At 67.4% G+C, this 21774-nt stretch carries 16 protein-coding genes and 3 pseudogenes; 13 read left to right on the top strand and 6 right to left on the bottom strand.

The genetic code is table 11. The annotated features are described in order from the left end of the window. The first annotated feature begins 44 nt into the window (after positions 1–44). Together ACW14X_RS24890 and ACW14X_RS24895 are read left to right on the top strand one after the other, a co-directional pair. Positions 45–1277 carry a lytic murein transglycosylase gene (locus ACW14X_RS24890; RefSeq protein WP_457163689.1) on the top strand — a complete coding sequence of 411 codons (1233 nt, stop codon included), beginning with the start codon at positions 45–47 and terminating at the stop codon, positions 1275–1277. Next, a complete protein-coding gene (locus ACW14X_RS24895) occupies positions 1274–1786 on the top strand; it encodes a PGPGW domain-containing protein (RefSeq protein WP_457163690.1) in 513 nt (170 codons plus the stop codon). The genes ACW14X_RS24890 and ACW14X_RS24895 overlap by 4 nt, the downstream gene beginning before the upstream one ends. A 219-nt stretch (positions 1787–2005) precedes the next feature. Here the strand turns inward: ACW14X_RS24895 and ACW14X_RS24900 are convergent, their stop codons facing one another. Further along, entirely contained in the window at positions 2006–2323 is a 318-nt protein-coding gene (locus tag ACW14X_RS24900; RefSeq protein ID WP_008357878.1) for a DMT family transporter, read from the bottom strand. A gap of 282 nt (positions 2324–2605) precedes the next feature. Here ACW14X_RS24900 and ACW14X_RS24905 point away from each other — a divergent pair, with 282 nt between their 5' ends. The 3 genes and pseudogenes from ACW14X_RS24905 (at position 2606) to ACW14X_RS24915 (ending at position 7332) form a co-directional block, all read left to right on the top strand. Continuing rightward, positions 2606–3094 carry a MarR family winged helix-turn-helix transcriptional regulator gene (locus ACW14X_RS24905; protein ID WP_378901333.1) on the top strand — a complete coding sequence of 163 codons (489 nt, stop codon included), beginning with the start codon at positions 2606–2608 and terminating at the stop codon, positions 3092–3094. Positions 3095–3149: 55 nt separating this feature from the next. Continuing rightward, a pseudogene (gene icmF, locus ACW14X_RS24910) lies at positions 3150–6294 on the top strand (fused isobutyryl-CoA mutase/GTPase IcmF). 177 nt (positions 6295–6471) lie between these two features. Continuing rightward, complete coding sequence (locus ACW14X_RS24915; protein WP_040755031.1) at positions 6472–7332, top strand: alpha/beta fold hydrolase; 861 nt, start codon at positions 6472–6474, stop codon at positions 7330–7332. 217 nt (positions 7333–7549) lie between these two features. Here the strand turns inward: ACW14X_RS24915 and ACW14X_RS24920 are convergent. Both ACW14X_RS24920 and ACW14X_RS24925 read right to left on the bottom strand, forming a co-directional pair. Next, positions 7550–7699 (bottom strand): annotated as a pseudogene (locus ACW14X_RS24920) (helix-turn-helix domain-containing protein); the annotation flags it as partial. A 356-nt stretch (positions 7700–8055) separates the two neighbouring features. Further along, positions 8056–8658 carry a TetR/AcrR family transcriptional regulator gene (locus ACW14X_RS24925; RefSeq protein WP_008357872.1) on the bottom strand — a complete coding sequence of 201 codons (603 nt, stop codon included), beginning with the start codon at positions 8656–8658 and terminating at the stop codon, positions 8056–8058. A gap of 207 nt (positions 8659–8865) precedes the next feature. On the opposite strand from ACW14X_RS24925, the gene ACW14X_RS24930 reads away from it, so the two are divergent. The 6 genes from ACW14X_RS24930 to ACW14X_RS24955 are packed head-to-tail and all read left to right on the top strand — an operon-like array spanning position 8866 to position 15777. Beyond that, positions 8866–9711 carry an ABC transporter ATP-binding protein gene (locus ACW14X_RS24930; protein WP_425490862.1) on the top strand — a complete coding sequence of 282 codons (846 nt, stop codon included), beginning with the start codon at positions 8866–8868 and terminating at the stop codon, positions 9709–9711. Between the two features lies 1 nt (position 9712). Then, a complete protein-coding gene (locus tag ACW14X_RS24935) occupies positions 9713–10528 on the top strand; it encodes an ABC transporter ATP-binding protein (RefSeq protein WP_008357867.1) in 816 nt (271 codons plus the stop codon). Then, a complete protein-coding gene (locus ACW14X_RS24940; protein ID WP_457163691.1) occupies positions 10525–12375 on the top strand; it encodes an AMP-dependent synthetase/ligase in 1851 nt (616 codons plus the stop codon). Before ACW14X_RS24935 ends, ACW14X_RS24940 begins: the two co-directional genes overlap by 4 nt. Further along, entirely contained in the window at positions 12372–13289 is a 918-nt protein-coding gene (locus ACW14X_RS24945) for a branched-chain amino acid ABC transporter permease (protein ID WP_457163692.1), read from the top strand. The genes ACW14X_RS24940 and ACW14X_RS24945 overlap by 4 nt, the downstream gene beginning before the upstream one ends. A 56-nt stretch (positions 13290–13345) precedes the next feature. After that, the gene (locus ACW14X_RS24950; RefSeq protein ID WP_457163693.1) at positions 13346–14437 is read left to right on the top strand and encodes a branched-chain amino acid ABC transporter permease; all 1092 of its coding nucleotides are present in this window, start codon (positions 13346–13348) and stop codon (positions 14435–14437) included. Between the two features lie 53 nt (positions 14438–14490). After that, on the top strand, positions 14491–15777 hold the full coding sequence (locus tag ACW14X_RS24955; RefSeq protein ID WP_457163694.1) for an ABC transporter substrate-binding protein: 1287 nt from the start codon (positions 14491–14493) through the stop codon (positions 15775–15777). Here the strand turns inward: ACW14X_RS24955 and ACW14X_RS24960 are convergent. From ACW14X_RS24960 to ACW14X_RS24970, 3 genes and pseudogenes are all read right to left on the bottom strand, one after another. Next, positions 15735–16175, bottom strand: a pseudogene (locus ACW14X_RS24960) (acyl-CoA dehydrogenase family protein); the annotation flags it as partial. The gene ACW14X_RS24955 and the pseudogene ACW14X_RS24960 sit on opposite strands and share 43 nt — an antisense overlap. A gap of 294 nt (positions 16176–16469) precedes the next feature. Next, a complete protein-coding gene (locus ACW14X_RS24965) occupies positions 16470–16946 on the bottom strand; it encodes a (2Fe-2S)-binding protein (RefSeq protein ID WP_457163695.1) in 477 nt (158 codons plus the stop codon). 4 nt (positions 16947–16950) lie between these two features. Further along, a complete protein-coding gene (locus ACW14X_RS24970; RefSeq protein ID WP_457163696.1) occupies positions 16951–19269 on the bottom strand; it encodes a molybdopterin cofactor-binding domain-containing protein in 2319 nt (772 codons plus the stop codon). Between the two features lie 378 nt (positions 19270–19647). On the opposite strand from ACW14X_RS24970, the gene ACW14X_RS24975 reads away from it, so the two are divergent. Continuing rightward, positions 19648–20583, top strand: a complete 936-nt coding sequence (locus ACW14X_RS24975; RefSeq protein WP_457163697.1) for a LuxR C-terminal-related transcriptional regulator — start codon at positions 19648–19650, stop codon at positions 20581–20583. Between the two features lie 74 nt (positions 20584–20657). After that, on the top strand, positions 20658–21668 hold the full coding sequence (locus tag ACW14X_RS24980) for a helix-turn-helix transcriptional regulator (protein ID WP_457163698.1): 1011 nt from the start codon (positions 20658–20660) through the stop codon (positions 21666–21668). Positions 21669–21774 lie beyond the last annotated feature (106 nt).

Genomic DNA, 21774 nt, shown 5'->3' on the forward strand with positions numbered 1-21774 from the left:
TCGTACGGTCGGAACCTGACCGCAGATTCCCCTACGGAGGCGCCATGTCCACCACAGATCGCCGTTCCAGCCACGCGTCGACCACGAAGGTGCCGAGGCATGTGGCCGCGCTGGTCCCTCTGGTCGTCCTGTCGGTCGCATGGACCGCCCATGTGGCCAACCCGTACGCGTTCGTCAGCGGGAACGAGCCGCGGACCGCGCATCCAGAGGGTGTCTCGGTGCCGACAGCGGCGCTGGAGGACCCGGCGAGCTACTCGCGACCCGCTGTCGTCGGGGTCGGTGTCCCGCAGAGGCGTGCTGCGCAGGTCGTGGCGGCTTCTTCGGCCAAGGGCATCCCGAGCGCCGCGCTCGCTGCCTATCAGCGCGCCGAGACGGTCATCAATGCCGCCGATGCGACGTGCAACCTCGACTGGCAGTTGCTCGCGGCGGTGGGCCGCGTGGAGTCGGACCACGGCCGCTACAACGGCAACACGCTGGGCACCGACGGTGACTCGCGTCCGGGCATCTACGGCATCCCTTTGGACGGGACGAACAAGACCCGGGCGATCGGGGACACCGATGCCGGGCAGTACGACCGTGACGAGGTCTGGGATCGTGCTGTCGGCCCGATGCAGTTCATCCCCACCACGTGGTCGACCGTCGGCGTGGATGCCGACGGGGACGGGCGGCGGGACCCCCAGGACATCGATGACGCTGCGTTGGCGGCAGCGGTGTACCTGTGCTCGGGCCACCATGACCTTGGCGACGAGGCCGGTCGTCGTGCAGCGGTTCTTCGATACAACCACTCGCAGTCCTACGCCGACATGGTGCTGCGCACCCGGGGGGCGTACGTCAAGGGCGGCTACACCGCTGTTCCCACCGCCATCGCGCCTGCTGTGGCCGCCATGGACGGCTCGTACCAGTCGGGTCGGGGTGGGTCTGTTGATGGGCAGAAGGCGCCGAGCCCAAGGCGGCCGGCCCGCCACGGCGCCGGTTCCACCGATCACCCGAGCTCTGCTCCGGCGGATGCTGGTGACCAGACGGGCACGGAAGGCCAGCCTGAGGCCAAGCCGGAGCCGTCCGCTCCGCAGGAGACTCCGGAATCGCCGCCCAAGCAGGTGCAGGAAGAGGTCGTGGGGACTCTCGAGAAGGTCGCCGAGCCGCTCCCGAGCCCTGTCGACGAACCGGTCGATCAGGTATTGACCCTGACCCAGGCCATCACCCGGTGTACGGCCGAGGGTGTGAGCCGGCTCGACCTGCTGGCCTGGAACCAGTGCGTCGACGACCTGGTGCAGTGAGGCGGCCACGCGGCGACCTGGGACCGGCCATGGGCTCCGGCACCGGCCGGGTGCTGCGCGAGACGGCGGCATGGCTGCTCGTCGCAGCCGGCGTCGCAGCCCTTGTCCTCCCAGGTCCCGGGCTGCTGATGACGTGCGCCGGCCTGACGCTGCTGGCTCGACACCACGCCTGGGCCGAGCGCTGGCTCGCCCCGGTGCGACGACGCGCTCTCCAGGGCGCCGCCCACAGTGTCGCGACGTGGCCGCGCATCGTCCTAGCGGCGACTCTGGCCCTCGGCATCATCGGATGTGGCATTCTCTGGGCCTGGAGTCCACCGGCGCCGTCCTGGTGGCCGGTCCCCGAGATCTGGTGGCTGCCCGGCGGCGTTGCTGTGGCCGTCACGCAGATCGTCGCGGGCATGATCGGACTGGGCACGATCGCATACTCCTGCTGCCGCTTCCGTGGTCAGCTGGACGCGCCCAGCCTCCCTACGCGGCAAGAGACTGCTGTCGAGGAGGCGGCAGCCTAGACGTACTTCCCCGTGACGTTGTGAACGCGGGCAGCGCCTTGCGGACCTGGAGGCCGGCGGCTCGGTCGAGCGGGGTCAACAGCGGGTTGGTGTGGTAACCCACTCCGTACCGGAGGTCTTCGTCTATCCACTCACGCCACGCTGTTCACAACCTGACGGGGAAGTACACCTCGAGCTTGTTTGAGAACTTGGACGCGCCGGTCGAGTCAGCTACGCGGATCAGGCGGATCCGGCCTGAAGTGTGACCACGCCGATCGCGACCAGGATGATCCCCGCCAGTTGGACAGGGCTCGGCCGCTCGTCGAACAGGACTGCGCTCAGGAGAGTGATGAGGGAGATCCCGATGCCGCACCAGATCGTGTACGCCGTGGCGACAGGCATCCCTCGCACGAGCGCCTGAGAGAGTGCATAGAACGAAAAGCTGTATCCGATGACGACGACAACCGACGGAACGAGATGGGTGAAGCCCTGGGAGCTCCGCAGGCTCATGGTCGCGGTGACCTCGCTGCCGATGGCCAGTGCCAGCCACCCCCACATCAGCGCAGTGCCTTGCGTCGCTCGTGCCCGCGCAGGCGCGCGTGCTTGGACGCGAGAGCGTCGCGTCGAGGTGCTGTGCGTCGTGTCCGGCTCATCTGTTCACTCCATCTCGTGAGTCTGTCAATGGACGGTAGAACCGAAGTCGTCGGCCAGCGTCACCTCGCGGGGGTGAGGTCCTCCTCCCTCCGGGTAGGACCGTGCCTACGGGCAGATACGAGGACATCCAGGTAAATCGGGGCGGGCTCTTTCGGGTTCGGCTTCACGGGCCGCTAGATTGAGCAGATGGATCCGATCGAGGAAGCGCACCGTCAGTGGGTGGCGCACGGCTGGGCCGAGGCTGCGGACGGGATGGCGATGGTGACCTCTCTGGTGCGCGTTCACCAGCTGATGATCGAGCGCATCGACGCCGTGTTGAGGACGTACGACCTGACCTTCGCCCGCTACGAGATCCTCCGGGTTCTGGCATTCTCACGCGCCGGGCGGATGCCGATGACCCGGTTGGGCTCGCTCCTCCAGGTGCATCCGACCAGTGTGACCAGCGCCGTTGCCAGACTGGAGAGACAGGGGTACGTCGCGCGAGTTCGTAGTGCCGAGGACGGCCGCGTCGTGCTCGCGACCCTCACCGCGGCCGCCGTGCGCGTGGTCGAGGATGCCACGGCCGAGCTGAATGCTGAGGTCTTCGCGGCGCCCGGCCTCGACCCCGACGGCGTCGAGACGCTGACCCGACAGCTGGCGTCGCTGCGCGCGGATGCCGGGGACCCGGTCCGCTGACCAACTGGTGGGCGAACCGCTACCCAAAAATGATTGGACGCCATAGTATCTTGGTGTGACCGAACTCCACACCGCCCGAAACCCCGTCCGGATCGTCACCGCGGCCGCCCTGTTCGACGGCCACGACGCGGCGATCAACATCATGCGACGGATCTTCCAGTCGCAGGGCTGTGAGGTGATCCACCTGGGTCACAACCGCTCGGTGAAAGAGGTCGTCGACGCGGCGATCGAGGAGGACGCCCAAGGGGTCGCGGTCTCCTCCTACCAGGGCGGCCACGTGGAGTACTTCGAATACCTGGTGGCGATGCTGCGCGAACGCGGTGCCGGACACATCAAGGTCGTCGGCGGTGGCGGCGGGGTGATCGTGCCGGAGGAGATCGCCCGGTTACGTGCCTCCGGGGTCACCATCTTCTCTCCGGAGGACGGCCAGCGGATGGGGCTGGCCGGCATGATCAACTCCGTCGTCGCCGACCTCGACGTCGACCTGTGGGCGCAGCGGCCGGTGAGCGCCGAGGAGGTGATCGCCGGCGACCGCACCTCGGTCGCCCGCGCGATCACCGGCGCTGAGCAGGGTCGGCTGCCCGCCGACGTACTCGACAGGCTCGAGGCTGCCGCGGCTGCCCGCGTCGTGCCGGTGCTCGGCATCACCGGCACCGGAGGCTCTGGCAAGTCGTCGCTGACCGATGAGCTGGTTCGGAGGCTTCGGGTCGACCAGGAGGACAAGCTGCGCGTCGCGGTGGTCGCGATCGACCCGACCCGGCGTCGCGGTGGGGGCGCGCTCCTCGGTGACCGGATCCGGATGAACTCGCTGGCCTCGGACGGTGTCGAGGGGCCGGTCTACTACCGTTCGCTGGCGACCCGCGGTGCCCACGAGGTGCCCGACCACCTGGCCGACGTGCTGACGATCGTCCGGGCGGCCGGCTTCGACCTGGTGATCGTGGAGACCCCCGGCATCGGCCAGGGTGACGCCGCAATCGTCCCGTTCCTGGAGGAACGCGGCACCTCGCTGTATGTGATGACGCCCGAGTTCGGCGCCGCCAGCCAGCTCGAGAAGATCGACATGCTCGACTTCGCTGAGGTGGTCGCGATCAACAAGTTCGAGCGCCGCGGCGCTGACGACGCGCTGCGTGACGTCGGCCGTCAGCTGGTCCGCAACCGGGAGGCGTTCGGGTCGAGCTGGGAGGACATGCCGGTCTTCGGCACCTCGGCGGCGACGTTCAACGACGACGGCGTCACGGCCCTTTACCAGCACCTCCGTGGCCTGTTGGCGAAGAACGGACTCGCCATCGCCGAGGGCACCATCGCCCCGGTCGCGGTGAAGCACTCCAGCGGCGCCCATGAGATGGTCCCCGGTGACCGGGCGCGCTATCTGGCCGATATCGCCGCGACCGTACGTGACTACCACGCCGACACCGAGCAGTTGGTGGCCCAGGCTCGCCGGGCCCAGGCGTACGCACTGGTGGCCGCCGACCTCCCCGAGATCGGCGATGCGGCCGAGACGACCAGCCGAGACGTACCCGCCGAGATCGCCAGCCGGATCGCTGCCTGGCCGGGCATCGTGAAGGAGTACGCCGAGGATCCGGGCCGGATCTCACTCAGCGGCAACCGGGTGCCGCGGGTGGCGCTGCCCCGGTTCGAGGACCACGGCGAGATGGTCCGGTTCTGGCGCCGGGAGAACCTGCCGGGCCACTTCCCGTTCACCGCGGGCGTCTTCCCCTACAAGCGGGCCAACGAGGACCCGGCGCGGATGTTCGCGGGTGAGGGCGACCCCGCCCGTACGAACCGCCGTTTCAAGCTGCTCTCCGAGGGCCAGCCCGCTGCACGACTCTCGACTGCGTTCGACTCGGTGACGCTCTACGGCCGCGACCCTGATGAGCGCCCCGACATCTACGGCAAGGTCGGCACCTCGGGGGTCTCGGTGGCCACCTTGGAGGACATGAAAGAGCTGTACGACGGCTTCGATCTCCTCGCTCCCACCACGAGTGTCAGCATGACCATCAACGGCCCGGCCCCGACCGTGCTGGCGTTCTTCCTCAACACCGTGATCGACCAGGCGCGCGAGCGCGGGATCGACCCGGTGAAGGCGCTGCAGACGGTCCGCGGCACCGTGCAGGCCGACATCCTCAAGGAGGACCAGGGGCAGAACACCTGCCTGTTCTCCACGGAGTTCAGCTTGCGCTGCATGGCCGACATCCAGGAGTGGTTCATCGAGCAGGGGGTGCGCAACTTCTACTCGGTGAGCATCTCCGGCTATCACATCGCCGAGGCCGGGGCGAACCCCATCTCCCAGCTCGCCTTCACCCTCGCCAACGGGTTCACCTACGTGGAGTCCTACCTGGCCCGCGGCATGGACATCGACGACTTCGCGCCCAACCTGTCCTTCTTCTTCTCCAACGGGATGGACCCGGAGTACTCCGTCATCGGCCGCGTCGCCCGCCGGATCTGGGCGATCGCGATGAAGGAGCGCTACGGCGCCTCGGAGCGCTCGCAGAAGCTCAAGTACCACATCCAGACCTCGGGCCGGTCCCTGCACGCGCAGGAGATGGACTTCAACGACATCCGCACCACGCTGCAGGCGCTCATCGCGATCTACGACAACGCCCAGTCGCTGCACACCAACGCCTTCGACGAGGCCGTGACCACCCCGTCCGAGGAGTCGGTGCGGCGCGCCCTGGCGATCCAGCTGATCATCAACCGCGAGTGGGGTCTCGCGTTCAACGAGAACCCGCTCCAGGGCTCCTTCATCATCGACGACCTCACCGACCTCGTCGAGGAAGCGGTGCTGCGCGAGTTCGAGCGGATCTCGGAGCGCGGGGGAGTGCTCGGCTGCGATGGAGACCGGCTACCAGCGCGGCAAGATCCAGGACGAGTCGATGCTCTACGAGCACCGCAAGCACGACGGCACGCTGCCGATCATCGGCGTCAACACCTTCCGGCGCCCCGGGGACGAGGCCGACCACGGAACCGTCGAGCTGGCCCGTGCCACGACGTCGGAGAAGGAGTCCCAGCTGCGCCGGGTGCGCGACTTCCAGGACGCCCACCGGAGCGAGGCTGCCGAGGCCCTGGCTCGCCTCAAAGAGACAGCAGCGAGCGGTGAGAACGTCTTCGCGGTGCTCATGGACGCCGCGCGGGTCTGCACCCTGGGTCAGGTGACAGAGGCGTTCTTCGAGGCAGGCGGGCAGTATCGCCGCAACGTGTGACGCGTCAGTCTCCTCGGCAGGCGCGGGTTGCGGTCGCCTGCCGACATCGAGGCCGAGGACGACGGCGTGGACGGGGCGGCGGATCGGATGGTGACTTCTCCATTCGCCGATCCGCGCGATGGTGCGCCCAACCGACGTGAGAGTGGCACCATGGGCATCCAGTCACCAGGAGGCCGCATGCCCAGCACCGCCACATTCATCTCGCCCACCGATGGTACGCCGCTCGCGATCCGGACGTGGGGGGAGGAACTGTCCGCGCCGCGGGGCGTCGTACAGGTCGCCCACGGCATCGCCGAGCACGGGCAGCGCTACGACCGCCTGGCCCGAGCACTCGTCGCGGCCGGGTACGTCGTTCGAGCCGTCGACCACAGGGGCCACGGCGGGTCCGTCGCGTCGGCCGACCAGCTCGGGCACTTCGACTTCGAGGCACTGGTGGCCGACGTCGCTGCCGTGGGTGCCTCGCTGCGCGATGACTTCCCGGATGCTCCGTTGTTCCTCGTGGCGCACTCCATGGGGTCCTTCGCGGCACAGACGGTGATCCTCGACCGGTCCGACCTCTACGACGGCGTCGTGCTGTCCGGCTCGACCGCGCTCGACGTGCTCGCCGCGGAGCTCTCGAAGGCCGAGGGACCGGTCGGGCTGGAAGCGTTCAACGCCGGGTTCGAGCACCGGACCGGGTACGAGTGGCTCTCGCGCGACGAGGCCGAGGTCGATGCGTACGTCGCCGACCCGTTGTCCGGGTTCGACCTCCCCGACACCGCCGTGCCCCAGCTGTTCGGCGGTGCCGCGCGGCTGGGCGACGCGGCGGCCCTGAAGGGCATCCGCTCCGATCTGCCGATCGCGATCGTCTCCGGCGACGCGGACCCGCTTGCCGCAGGTGGGGCCCTGGTCGAGCTGCTGGGCCAGCGCTATCGCGACGCCGGGCTGACGGACGTGACGGTCACGCTCTACCCCGGGGCGCGCCACGAGATCTTCAACGAGACCAATCGCGACGCGATCACCGCGGACGTGATCGAATGGCTCGAGGCCCACTCCTGAGGCGTCACATTCAGGGTCTGTGCCATCGAGATCCGCGAGCTCACCGAGCACGCGGTTGCCTCGTGGGTGGCGAGGACATCGTCACGGACCGTACGAGCCTGTGAGGAGAACGGAACCGAACCGACCGGGTGCCAGCAGGTGGTGGCGTACTTGGAGAACCGACCAGATCGCGTCGTCACGACGGTGCGTCAGGTCATGTCGGCTGCCGGTCATCTGGTGCTCTTTCACGGGCGTACCACGTGGCCAGGCAGCGGCGGGAGATCCCGGCTTCCGCCGCGATATGCGAGATCGGACGTCCGGCGTCCACGCGCTCGCATAATCGGCGACGCGCTTCCGGCGTCAGCGGGGCATTGGGGTGCCCCGCCACATCGCCCCTTCGCTGAACTCGGTGAGAGTGCCCATCAGCTTCGGCGCCAGGCTCATATCCGTACCCCCAGACAAGGTGCGGGTGTCGGCCCCCTGCGTCCGACGTTGATCCGGACCCGGGTTGACATGCGTGCCGGGATCCAGGTGTGACTCGGCCAGGGACAATGAAGCCCATCCCTCTCGGACCGGTGGGATGGGCTTTCCCCGGCGGCCGGGGTCTGAGATTGGAGGACCTACACGGTTCTGGAGTGAAACGCCAATCACTTGGGATGACGAGGGTCATACTGGATTGGGACGCCCGCCCGTGACCAGAAGAGGCGCCGGGACGTGACTCCGCCGGGGCCGGTGCTCGCCAGATCAGCCCCGAGGCGTCCGGGCCGGATCCACGCCGAGGCAGGCGTGGGCCATCTGGCTGAGCAGTTCGGTGAGCCGGTCATCCGGCAGTTCGGGGTTGAAGTTCAAGGTCGACTGGATGGCGCCGATGGCGGCGTGGACCGTGAGGCGCGCCTCCTGGTCGGTCAGATCGGATCGCAGCGGAGCGAGGACGTGGACCCATTCCTCGATGTACAGCCGTTGCAGCCGGCGCAGTCTCCGACGGTCCTCCTCGGGGAGGTTGTCGACCTCGCGGTGGTAGACCGCCAAGACGTTGCGATCATCGATGGCGATCCGAATATGGTCGCTGACCAGCGCAGACAGTGTCTCGCTGTCGTCGGTGGTGACCTTGGCGATGTCCTCGGCGCCGGAGCTGATTCGGTTCATCACGCGATCCAGCAACGCGATGAGGATCGATGTCTTGCTGTCGAAGTGCCTATAGATGCCCGAGCCCACGATCCCGGCCTCCGCGCCGATGTCGGCCATCGATACGTCATGGAAGCTCGTGCGTCCGGCCAGGTCCGCGGCTGCGGCCAGGATGCGCGCCTTGCGGTCGGGGTCGCGTTGCCGCCGGATCTCGTTGGTCATGGCGCCAGTGTGCACCGCGGCGCGGTGTTGTGGGGAGGGTGCCCTCGGCGATGTGGTCGGTGTCGCGATAGGCAGAGATCCGAAAGTGACCGGAATCACGATTTGTCCTTGAGAGTCTTGTCAGTTAGTGATTGGCGGTTTACATTGATGCTCCGGGCTCGGGCCTCAGTCAGGGCTTCGTTGCCCGCCAGCTCATCGGGAGATGACGTGACCCGCCGAACCACGATGGCTACGCCGTCCGAGAGGCCGATCGCCGCCGAGGCGGGGGAACTGGTGGTCTCGAATCTCGAGGTCGTCTACAACGACGCCGTCCTGGTGCTGCGCGGTATCTCCGTCTCGGTTCCGACCGGCTCCGTGGTGGCTCTCCTGGGTGCCAACGGCGCGGGCAAGACGACACTCCTGCGGGCCATCTCCGGGTTGCTGGACTTCCACCGTGGCGACATCACCAAAGGGAGCGTTGGCTTTGCAGGCGCAGACGTGACGAGCCTGAGCCCTTCACACCGTGTCACCCGGGGGCTGGCGCAAGTGATGGAGGGACGGCGCATCTTCCAGTCCTTGTCAGTGGAGGAGAACCTCCGGGCCGGGGCGATCGGAGCAAAGGGCACCACTGCGAGCGAGACCTTCGACCGGCTGCTCGACATGTTCCCGGTTCTCGCCAAGCGCCGACGCGACATCGCGGGATATCTGAGCGGGGGTGAGCAGCAGATGCTCGCCATCGGCCGAGCGCTGATGTCCGGACCCACGTTGCTCCTGCTCGACGAGCCGTCCCTGGGTCTCGCGCCGCGCGTGGTCGAACAGATCCGGGACGCCATCGTCTCCATCAACGGGCAGGGGACCAGCGTTCTGTTGGTGGAGCAGAACGCGACCATGGCCCTCTCGATCGCCAACCACGCCTACGTCCTCGAGCACGGCCGGATCGTGAGTGAGGGCTCTGCTGCCGCGCTCATGTCCGACCGCAACGTGGCGGACTTCTATCTCGGCGGCGGCGAGCACGCCGAGCGGTCATACCGCGACGTGAAGACCTATCGACGCCGCAAGAACTGGGGAACCTGACATGCCCACCACGAGACTCGAAACACTCATGACGCCGCCCTCGACGGAGGGACGCCCGCTGCTCGAGGTCGCCAATCTGCGGCTGAAGTTCGGTGGTGTCACCGTCCTCAACGATGTCAGCTTCGATGTGAATCGCGGTGAGTTGTTCGCGATCATCGGCCCCAACGGCGCCGGGAAGACCTCGATCTTCAACTGTCTCTCCGCGGCCTACCGGCCCGAGGCCGGCAGCATCAAGATCGACGGACGCGAGCTCGTCGGCATGCGTCCGGCCCAGACGGTACGACACGGCATCGGGCGCACCTTCCAGAACCTGGGACTGTTCCCAGACCTCGATGTCGTCGAGAACCTTCTGCTGGGTCGCCACTCGCTCATGCGCACAGGCTTCCTGAGTGGTGCACTCTGGTTCGGCCGGGCCCGCGGCGAGGAGCTCGCACACCGGGTGGTGGTCGAGGAGATCATCGAGCTTCTTGCGCTCACGCCGTTCCGTCGGCAAGCGGTCGGAACGCTTCCATACGGCGTCCAGAAGCGGATCGAGCTGGGCCGGGCCCTTGCGATGCAACCGAAGGTGTTGCTCCTCGACGAGCCGGTGGCCGGCATGAACCTCGAGGAGTCGGAGGACATGGCTCGCTACATCGTCGAGCTGCGTCGGCTTCTGGGCGTCGCGATGATCCTGGTCGAGCACGACATGCGGCTCGTCATGGATCTTGCCGACCGCGTGATGGTGCTCGACTTCGGCACCCCGATCACCACGGGTGTCCCGAATGACGTCACGTCGCACCCGGGCGTGGTCGCCGCATACCTCGGAGGTGCGGCATGAGCCTGTCCGCCCACGTTCGACCTCCAGCCGCCGCTGTCGAACCGGACACGATCTCGACGCTGCCCGCTGCGCTGCTCTATCGGGCGCTCCGCTCCCCGCGCCAGGTCGCCCTCCGCAAGAAGCACTTGGGCGTGTGGCGCAGCTACACGTGGGGAGAGTACGCCGAGCGGGCCGCCGCCATCGGGATGGGGTTGCGCCGCCTCGGCGTGCAGCCCGGTGACCGAGTGGCGGTCCATGCCGGCAACCGACCGGCGTGGGTCATCGCCGACATGGGTATCCAGGCCATCGGAGCTGTTACCGTCGGCCTGTATCCCACGGCTGCTGCGGACGAGGTCGCCTACCTCTTGGAGCACTCCGAGTCGGTCGTCCTGATCGCCGAGGACGAGGAGCAGTACGACAAGACCGCCGCCGTACGTTCCGGGCTGGTGAGCCTGCGCAACATCGTCATCATCGATCCGCGGGGAGTGGATCTCGCCGATTCGATGCTGATGTCGTTCGACGACCTCGAGGCCGAGGGTCGGAGGTCATCCGACGACCTGCTGACGGACCTGGCGGCAGCGGTGGCAGAACTCGACCCGGCGCTGCCGGCGACCATCGTCTACACGTCGGGGACGACCGGCCCGCCGAAGGGCGCCATGCTCAGCCACGCCAACCTCGTCGCCGCTTCCCGCAACGGGGAGTCGTCCTTCGGCGTGGCGCCGGGGGACGAGGTCCTCTCCTACCTGCCCCTGTGTCACGTCGCCGAACGGCTGGTCTCGGTCGTGTGCGCGCTGGCCTCCGACTACGTCGTGAACTTCGGCGAGGACTCCGACACCTTCAACCAGGACCTGCGTGAGGTCCAGCCGACCTTCTTCTTGGGTGTGCCGCGCGTCTGGGAGAAGATGATGGCCTCCGCGACGATCAAGATCGGCGACGCCGGCTTGCTGAAGCGAAGCAACTACCGCTTGTGGCTCAGCATCGGTCGCGGCATAGCTCGGCGGCGGTGGGCGCGCGGCCGGCTCGGTCCTGTGGACCGCATGGTGTACGGATTCGGCTGGCTGATGCTCTATCGGCCACTGCGGGAGATGCTCGGCCTCAGCCGTTGTCGCAGCGCGGTGTCGGGTGCGGCCCCGATCGCCCCTGAGGTCCTCGAGTACTTCTGGTCGATCGGCATCCCGGTCGTCGAGGGCTACGGCCAGACCGAGAACACCGCCCAAGGCTCGATCGTCGCCGTCGACAACGTGCGGCTCGGGACTGTCGGTCGTGCCGTTCCCGAGACTGAGCTCCGGCTGGACCCCGGCACCGGCGAGATCCTCACACGGGGACCCGCGACGTTCCTCGGCTACTTCAAGGATCAGGAGGCCACCTCGACGACGATCGACGCTGACGGATGGCTGCACACCGGCGACGTCGGCGTGATCGATGACGACGGGATGATCCGGATCGTCGACCGGATGAAGGACATCATCATCACCGCAGGCGGGAAGAACATCAGTCCTTCCGAGATCGAGAACAAGCTCAAGGTCTCGCCCCACGTGCGGGAGGCGATCGTCATCGGCGACCGTCGCAAGTACCTCACCGCACTGATCGGCATCGAGCTGGACACCGTCGGCGCGTGGGCGCAGTCGCGAGGCATCCCGTTCACCACCTACACAGATCTCTCCTCCAACCCCGCGGTCGTGGAGCTCGTCGGCCATTGGGTCGAGGAGGTCAACCAGTCGTTCGCGCAGGTCGAGACGGTCAAGCGCTTCGCCATGCTCCCCAGGGAGCTGGACACGGAGGAGGGCGAGGTGACCGCGACACAGAAGGTCAAGCGGCGGTCCATCGAGGCGACTTACGCCTCCCTCATCGAGGAGCTCTACACATGAGTACGACGGGCGTGGGCACGGAGGCCCTCGTCGAGACACTGTTCTCGGGGATCGCCGTCGGCGCAAAGTACGCACTTGTGGCGCTCGGATTCGTCATCGTCTTCAAGGCGACGCGTGTCCTGAACTTCGCACACGCGAGCTTCGTCCTACTCGGCGGGTTCATCACCTGGCAGCTCGCCGCTGAGTGGGGCGTGAACTTCTACCTGGCACTTCCGCTCGCGATGGTGGCTGGTGCACTCATCGGTACGGCGCTCCAAACCGCCCTGCTGCAACGCCTCTTGGGGGAGAAGCCGTTCTCGATCATCATGATGACGATCGGGGTGCTGTACGTCTTCGACAACCTCACCTCTGCGATCTGGGGGCCAGAGGACCGAGACCTGCCGGATCCGTGGGGCTCCAAGACGGTCGACCTCGGATCGGTCAATCTCGCCGTCGCGGACCTGTGGACCATCGGGGTGACGTCCGCCGCAGTCGGTGTCTTCTTCCTGTTCTTCCGATACTCCAGCCTCGGCCTCGGAATGCGGGCCACGGCCGACGACCAGGAGGCGGCCCTGGCCACCGGCATCGACGCACGCCGGGTTCATCTGGCTGCCTGGGCCACCGCGGGTGCTCTGGGCACCCTGGCGGGCGCAATGCTCTCATCGGGTGCGGGCTCGGTCGGCCCATCACTCGGTGCCGTTGCCTTCGTCGCCTTCCCCGCCATGATCGTCGGCGGCCTCGAATCACCCGTCGGTGCCGTCGTCGGCGGCCTGGTCATCGGACTGATCCAGCAGCTGACAGCACTTCTCCAGCCGGAGTACGCCGCCTGGCTCGGGTCCGGCTTCGACCGTGTGGCGCCGTTCGCCGTGATGGTCATCATCCTGCTCGTGCGGCCGTATGGGCTGTTCGGTGAGCCCGAAGTGAGGCGAATCTGATGTCGACCATGACCTTGTCCCACGCGTCCAAGCGCCGGGGGCGTCCGTACCGGAACATGACACTCAGTCATGCGGCGGACCTGAGGACGATTCACGGGCCCTGGCGCATCGCCTTCTCGGTCGTACTCGTTGCCGCGTTCTTTGCCCTGCCGCTCCTGATCTCCGACGCGACGCTGGGCACCCTGATCCTCTGTGGGGCCTTCGCGATCGGCGCCATCGGCCTCAATCTGTTGATCGGACTGACCGGTCAGGTGAGCCTGGGCCACGCCGCCTTCGTCGCCATCGGCGCCTACGGCACCTCGTACCTGGGTGATGGACGTGGCTGGCCATTCCTCGCGTACTTCGCCACAGCGATCGTCCTCGGATTCGTCGCCGGCGCGGTGATCGGGCCGTTCGCGCTGCGACTGCGCGGAAACTACCTCGTGATCGTGACCATCGGCCTCGTCTTCGTGTCGGAGCATGTCCTGCGCAACTGGGAGAGCCTGACCCGGCCCGTCCGTGGAACCGCGCCCACCCGCGACGCCGCGGTGGCGATCGGCCCGCTCGACTTCGGCGCCGGTCTCGACCTGGGTAGCGCCCTGTATACCCGTGAGCAGTCGATGTTCTGGCTCACGTGGGCACTCGTGGCGCTGGCGGCGGTGGTGGCGCACAACTTGACCCGCAGCCGGGTCGGCCGCGCGATGCAGGCAGTTCGAGATCGTGATCTGGCGGCCGAGGTCATCGGCGTGGAGCCGGGCCGCACCAAGATCGGCGCCTTCGCCGTGGCCAGCGCCATGGCGGCGGCAGCCGGTGTCATCTACGCGCTGGGGCTGGGCGCCATCGACTACCAGGAGCTCTCCGGGATCCACGGATTGTTCATGTCGATCACGTTCGTCGCGATCATCATCCTGGGCGGCCTCGGCACCGTCCACGGGTCGATCCTGGGGGCCCTGCTCGTGGTCTACGGGCAGCGCCTCATCGCCAATGAGGGCGCCGCGATGCCGATCCTAGGCATTCCGGTCGAGCGCGGCTGGATGAGCACCGGCGAGCTCAACGGGGTCCTTTTCGGAGGCCTCATCATCGTCTTCCTGCTGCTCGAGCCACGGGGGCTCGCCGCGTTGTGGGCGAGGGTCCGGACCTGGTTCCAGGGCTGGCCGTTCTCCTACTGACTCCCCATCGCAAGCGCTGTCCCGACACAACACAACCCATGAGGAGCGTCACCATGCAACATCTACGTCGCCGTACCACGGCAGGGATCACCATCACTGCCCTCTGCCTGGTGGCCCTCGCGGCCTGTGGCCGGGCCGACTCCGGGAGCGGAAGCTCAGGGGGCCAGGGCTCAGCGGGAGCACCGGCAGAGGCGCCCGGCTTCGACGGCACCACCATCACGGTCGGGGCACTCACCCCGACCAGTGGCCGCGTCGCCGTGATCGGCAACCCGGTCACTGTCGGCAACCAGATCTACTTCGACATGATCAACGAGTCGGGCGGTATCGCCGGCAAGTACCCGGTCGAGGTGCTGGTCCGCGACAGCAAGTACGAGTCGACGACCGCGGCCCAGGAGTACCAGGCCACCAAGGACAAGGTGTCCATGTACGTGCAGCTCCTGGGCACGCAGGTGGTGAGCTCGCTCCTCCCGGACCTTGCGCAGGACGGCATCGTTGCCTCGCCTGCGTCCCTCGACTCCTTCTGGGTCCGGGAGCAGAACCTGCTGCCCTGGGGTGGGCCGTACCAGATCCAGGTCGTGAACGGCGTGGACTGGTACCTCACCGAGGGCGGCGGAGAGGGCGAGACGATCTGTTCGCTGACCCAGGACGACGCGTACGGTGCCACGGGCCGCGACGGCTTGGCGTTCGTCGCCGAGCAGCACGGGATCACACTCGGCAAGCAGGTGCAGTTCACCCTCGGGACGACGGACTACACGACCCACATCAACCAGCTCAAGGGCGCCGGCTGCGACGCCGTTCTGCTCACCGCGACGCCTGCAGACACGGCAGGAGCGCTGGGCAAGGCGGCCCAGGTGGGCTTCGAGCCGCAGTGGCTGGGACAGTCCCCGACCTGGCTGAAGCCACTCTTCGAGGGCGACCTGAAGGACTACGCGGAGAAGAACCTCGTGATCCTCGCCGAGGGCGGTTCGTGGGACGAGTCGGCATCGAAGGGGATGGGCGACATGATCGCGGCCCTGGAGAAGTATTCGCCCGATACCCCGGCTGACTGGTACCTCACCGTCGGCTGGACGCAGGCCCGCGCGACGCACCAGGTGCTCGAGGCAGCCGTCGAACGTGGCGACCTCTCCCGTGATGGGCTCATCGAGGCGATGAACAGCCTGGATACGATCACCGCCGACGGCATGTTCGGTGACTACGGGTGGGGCACGCCGGAGAAACGCGAGCCGCCGCGCAGCAGCACGATCTATGCCGTCGACATCGACGGGTCTCCGATGGGCATCACGCCCAAGGCTCAGGACTACACCTCGGACGCTGCGGCCGAGTACTCCTTCGACGACTGAACGACTTGCCCCATGCGGCCCTCGTAGTCGATATCACCGGGGCATTCAAGACACGCAATGCACCGAGTACCGCTGCTCTCGGGGGACTGGGTCGACCAGGTCCGACAGACCCTCGAGAGCAGCGGTGCAGCATGCCCCACCGACGATTCCTTCGCGAGGCTCTTTTCGTGACCATCGTCGACAGTCTGAGCGACGTCGTAGAGGAAGGCGCGGGTGGTCTCGATGTCGGTGGCGATGTCGGCGACCCGATGGCGAAGGGCCTGGAAGTCGCTGATGTGGCTCCCGAATGCGTCTCGTTGCCGCATGTAGGCGATCGCGTCCTCGAGTGCTCGTCGGGCGTTTCCGATACTGAACGCCGCGATGATGAGGCGCTCGACCCCCAGGCCGCGCATCAGATGGCTCCAGCCCCCGGTTCACCGACTATCGCTGTGCGGGGGACCCGCACGCCGTCGAAGAACACGTCGTTGCAGGTGCGTGCCTCCATCGTCTTCACCTCACGCATCTCGATCCCCGGTGTGGCAGCGAGACCACGCGGTGAGGACATGCTCAGCCGCCGACAGCGTCTCCTGCAACGCCTCCGCATCGATCCAGGCCGTCCCTCCAGGAGTCATCGAGGAGCTCGGCGACTGCGCCGAACCCGCTCGGACTCGCCGACCAGCTCGTCGAGACTCTGCGACGTGCCGCCGCGCGGCTCACATCCGCGCAGCGCCCCTCTTGATCGCCTCGCGAAGACGGGGGTACGTGCCGCAGCGGCAGATGTTGCGCAGGCCGTCGAGGTCGTGGTCGGTGACCGCGCGGCCCTCCTGCTTGACTCGGCGTACCAGGTCGACGGCGGCCATGATCTGGCCCGGCTGGCAGTAACCGCACTGGGCGACGTCCTCGTCGAGCCAGGCCTCCTGCATGGGGTGCAGGTCGGCGCCGACGGTCTCGGGCAGGCCCTCGATGGTCGTGATCTCGTCGTCGGAGCCGATGTCCTTGACCTGCACCGAGCAGGGGTTGAAGGCCTTGCCGTTAATGTGGGACGTGCAGGCCTTGCAGACGTTGATGCCGCAGCCGTACTTCGGCCCGGTGACCCCCAGCAGGTCACGGAGCACCCAGAGCAGGCGTACGTTGTCGGCGACGTCGACGCTGACCCGCTTGCCGTTGACGATGAAGGTATGGGTGGGCATCTGCTCACTCCTGGACGTAGGTCAGACCGTCAGTCGGAGACTGCGGCACGGGCGGAACGGTCGGCTTGACCTCGAAATGCGACGGGTCGTGGTGGTTGATCGGGAACTCTGTCGGCATCTTGCCGGTGGCCCGCGCGTAGGCGTTCGCGGTGGCCGCCATCGATGCGGCTACGGCGAGCTCGCCGGCGCCGCCGGGGTCCTCGGAGTCGTTCGGGACGATGATGACCTCGACGGTCGGTGGCGTGTTCCACTCGCGGGTGTAGGCGTAGTTGTCCCAGCTGGCCTCGAGGAAGTAGCCGTCACGCAGGTGCAGGCTGGACGTGAGCGTCTGGGCGATGCCGTCCATGGCGCCGCTCATCATCTGGGCGTCCAGGCCGCGGGGGTTGACCACCAGACCGGCATCCACGCCTATCACGACCTTCGTGACGCGCGGGCCGGTCACCCCCTCACGTACCCTTCGGTTGACGGTCTCGGGACGGCAGTCGATCTCGACCAGGCAGGCGGAGAAGCTGTGGTACTCGTTGTTGATCGCGATGCCCTGGGCCGTGCCGGCCGGCATCGCCCGGCCCCAGTGTCCCTGCTGTGCGACCGCGTCGAGCACTGTCTTCGCACGCTGCTCGCGGACGAAGGCCTGTCGGAAACGGTAGGGATCCTTTCCGACCGCCGCGGCGATCTTGTCGACGGTGAGCTCGCGAGCCGTGGCTACGTCAGGGGAGTAGATGTTGCGCATAGCACCGGTGGTGAAGCCGAGATCGATCTCGTTGAGCAGCTGTGTGGTGATACCGAAGTCGTAGTGGTAGGCCTGGGTGAGCGCGAAGACGGTCTCGGAGAAGCCGAGGTCGGCGACCGGCAGCCTCGGGGCGGTCGCCGTGAGCACGTCGCCGAACCCGTGGGTGAAGTCGTTCTTGACGCCGGTGTGTCGCAGCTCCCAGCTGAGGATCTCCCCGGCCAGCACCGTCGCCCGGATTCGCGTGGTGGCCATGGGGTGCACCCGGCCCTGACGTGAATCGTCGGCGCGGTGCCACATCAGCTTGACAGGCACCCCCATGGCTTTGCTCGCCTGTGCGGCCTCCACGGCAGCGTCTGGGAAGACCTTGCGCCCGAACGAGCCGCCACCGGTCACGACATGGATCGTCACCGATGTCGGTGGCAGGCCGAGGACCTCGGCGATCCGCTCCTGGGCGACGATCGGCGCCTTGAAGCCACCCCACACGGTGGCGCGGCCGGGGCGTACGTCGGCGATCGCACAGTTGGTCTCCAGCGCGGAGTTCGAGCGGAACCAGAAGGTCGAGTTGGTCTCCACGGTCTTGGCCAGTACCGGCACCTTCGGGACGGCCAGGGGGATCTCCGCGCGTCGTACCCGTTCCAGGATGTCGGCGTCGCTGAGCCCGTCGACCGGGCCCGGACCCCAGGTGACGTCGAGGGCGCGGATGGCGTCGATGCACTGTCCGAAGGTCTCGGCCCGCACTGCCACCCCGGTAGGGATCGCCTCGACATGGGTGACCCCCGGCATGTCCAGCACGGCCGCTCGGTTGCGCACCGAGCCCACTTTGCCGTTGAGCGTGGGGGGCCGGCACAGCATCGTCGGCAGGGCTCCGGGCACATCCATGTCCAGCGTGAACTGCTTGCGTCCGGTCACTGCGGCGCGCGCGTCGATTCGGTTGCGCGGTGTGCCGATGACGGTGAACTCGGCGGGCTCCTTGAGTTGTGCCTCGACCTCGACCGTCTCGTCCACCGAGGCCGAGGCCGCCAGCTCGCCGTAGGAGATCTCGACCCCGTTCGGTGCGAGCACCTTCCCGTCGACGGTCTTCAGCGCGGCGAGGGGCACGTCGCCGCCGAGCATGGTCGAGGCTGCGTCCAGCAGCCGCCTGCGGGCGATCGCGGCCGCTGTGCGGATCGGGAGGTACGTCGTCATCGTGGTGTTGCTGCCGCCGGTCAGCTGGTTCATCAGCAGCTCGGGGCGCGCATCGGCGAGGGTGATCTCGATCTTGTCCAGGCCGATGTCGAGCTCGTCGGCGATGATCATGGCCGTCGAGGTCGTGATCCCCTGGCCGACCTCCATCCTCGGTAGGGCGAAGTGCACGGTGCCGTCCTCGCGCAGGTCGAGCGAGATCAGGTTGGCCGTCGGCGCGACCGCCAGGAGCTGGGCGTCGCTCAGATCCATGATGTCCGCGACCCCCGGCGGGGTGATCACCTTGGCCGCCGCCCGCTGCTCCAAGCCGAGCGACACGGCCACCGACAGGGTCGGAGCCGCCACCAGATAGCCGAGCAGCGTACGCCGGCTGGTTCGTGGCCCATCGTAGGTCGTTTCGTCCTGTGTCATTGCAGCCCTCTGCTTCCGGGAACCTTCGATCATGAGAGGTGATCTGGGCCACAACGTAGCTGCGGTTCAGCGCTGTTGCGAGGGTGGCGATGACCGGTTCATCCCATCAGACACCTGTTTCCTCCCAGGGGCTGACGTTCGAAACCGAGCCACCCGAGGTGGAGTCGCCTCGGTCCGGTAGCAACGGAATCGTCGACAACTCCAGTGCGCGTCCGGTCGGTTGTCGATGCTTGATGTGATCGCTGGTTCACATCTCCACCTGAGATGGTCGAGGCCCCGCCCGCCTATGCAAGAGTGCGACTAACCTTGACGAATGTGACTGATGTCGCAACAATTGCTGAGATAGTGAATCGTGATACACAAAAGGGTGGGTTGGCAGTGACCACACAAACGGTTGTCGGCGGCAGCGTCACGTGGCCCGAGCTCGAGGATCCGGCCGGTTCTTCGGCGCGTTTGTCCGCGGTGGTGGAGAAGGCCGCATCGATGGCGACCGTCGCGTCGCTGGGGAGCCTTGTCGAGCTGGCGCCATGGCTGATCTGTGAGGCTGGCGGGTTGGACCGCGCGATGCTCTCCCGAGTCACCGGATCTGTCTGGACGCCCCATACCCTGGCGATCACGAAGGGTGGAGACGATCCCGTCAACACCGTGCTCGCCGAGAGCCTTGTGGGGCTGTCGATCCCGCTCAGTGGGTCCCTGGTGGAGACCGAGGTGCTGAGGCGGCGGCAGACGCTGCTCGTCGACCGTCCCAGGCCGAGATCCCATTCCTCGAGCGTGATGGGTGAGCTCTCCCACTCGCGGTCGTACGTGGTCGCCCCGATCGTCATCTCGGATCGGGTGTCCGGCTTCCTCCACGCCGACAGCTTCACGGCCGGCCGTCCACTCGGGGAGATCGACCGTGTCCTGCTCGCGACCTTCGCCGGGATCTTCGGGCTGCAGTACGAGCGCTGTGTCGCGGCAGATCGTCTCCGAGCGCAGAGCGAGGCGGCCGCGGCCGCCCTGAGCGCGGCCGCCTCGCAGCTGGTCTCGACAGTCAGACCTACCTTGCGACGGGCGGAGCCGAAGGCACCTGTCCCTCGGCGGGCCACCGCGGAGTCGGTGGTGCCGACCACCTCCGGGCTGACGTCGCGCGAGTGGGGCGTCCTGCGGTTGATCGCCACCGGCGCCACGAACACTCAGATCGCCTCGGCTCTGGTGCTCTCGGAGAGCACCGTGAAGTCGCACGTCAAGCACATCCTGCACAAGCTCCCGGCCGCGAACCGCGCCGAGGCAGTGTTCAGGTTCAAGCAGCTGGAGCAGCACGGAGTCGCATCATGAGACTGGGCGAGCGGGCTCGTTCCGAGCCACGACCTTCAGGGTGCTCCAACGAGGATGTGCTGGGAGCCAGGATCTTGGACCTGGCGGACCGTCAGGAGGTAGGTGCTGTCGACGCCACCGAGTGGGACCTCGGCCGCGAGATCGATGCGATCACGGGCGCCGTCGACAGGCACGATGCCGCGGTCCACGCGCAGCGGCTGATCGACACCTGCAGCGCCGTGAGGCGACTGAACGCGATCCCGACGTCTCGCCGGCTGGTCGGTGACGCATGTGCCGAACTCGTCGAGGGCTGTGCCTTCGGGCGCGCGGTCCTCTCACGTGTCGAGCACGCGACCTGGCGACCCATGACCGGTCGCTTCGTCACGGGGAGCTCCGAATCGGAGTGGCTCGAGGCATGGATCGACAGGCCGATCGAACTGGACGAGATGCTGGTCGAGACCCGGGTGGTGCACGACCACCAGCCCGTACTCGTCGAGGACACCGCCAGATCGCGGGTCTATCGGCCCATGATCATCGATGCGGGCCGTTCCGGCTCGTACGTCGTCGCGCCTGTGGTGGTGCGCGGGGAGGTCGTGGCGCTCTTCCATGCGGACCATGGGCCGGTCTCGAGACGCTGCGACGGCGTCGACCGAGACGTGCTCTGGACATTTGCTCAGGGGTTCGGTCTCATCTACGAGCGGCTCGTTCTCGCCGAGGAGTACCGCGCGCAGCGAACCCGTCTCCACGACGCTCTGGCGTCGACACAACATTTGCTGAGCTCCCCGAGCGGGGATCTGGTTCCGGATCGTATCGACGAAGGCGGCCCGCTGTGCGGGCCCCTCCTGGGCGGTGTCCTGGACGAGGTCGTCGGCCCGCGGGCCGACGAGGGCGGTGCCGGAACCTTGGCGGAGGTCACCGAGCCCCTCACCAGCCGGGAGCGTGACGTCCTGGAGCTGATGGCCGTGGGGGCGACCAACCCCATGATCGCGAGCGAGCTGGTCATCTCGACGAGCACGGTGAAATCCCATGTCCGCCACATCCTGCGCAAGCTCGGGGCCGTGAACCGCGCTCAGGCGATCGCGCGGTACCTCGGTTCGCCCGACTGATGGTCGCAGGCTCACCCCATCGGGCGGTGGTTTCCTCCCGCAGGCTGACGTTTGAGGTGACAGCGCTCACTAGGTTCGATGACGAGCCGCACCTGCGGCCTCGGAG

This window comes from Nocardioides sp. YJ-D4 (assembly GCF_054031495.1).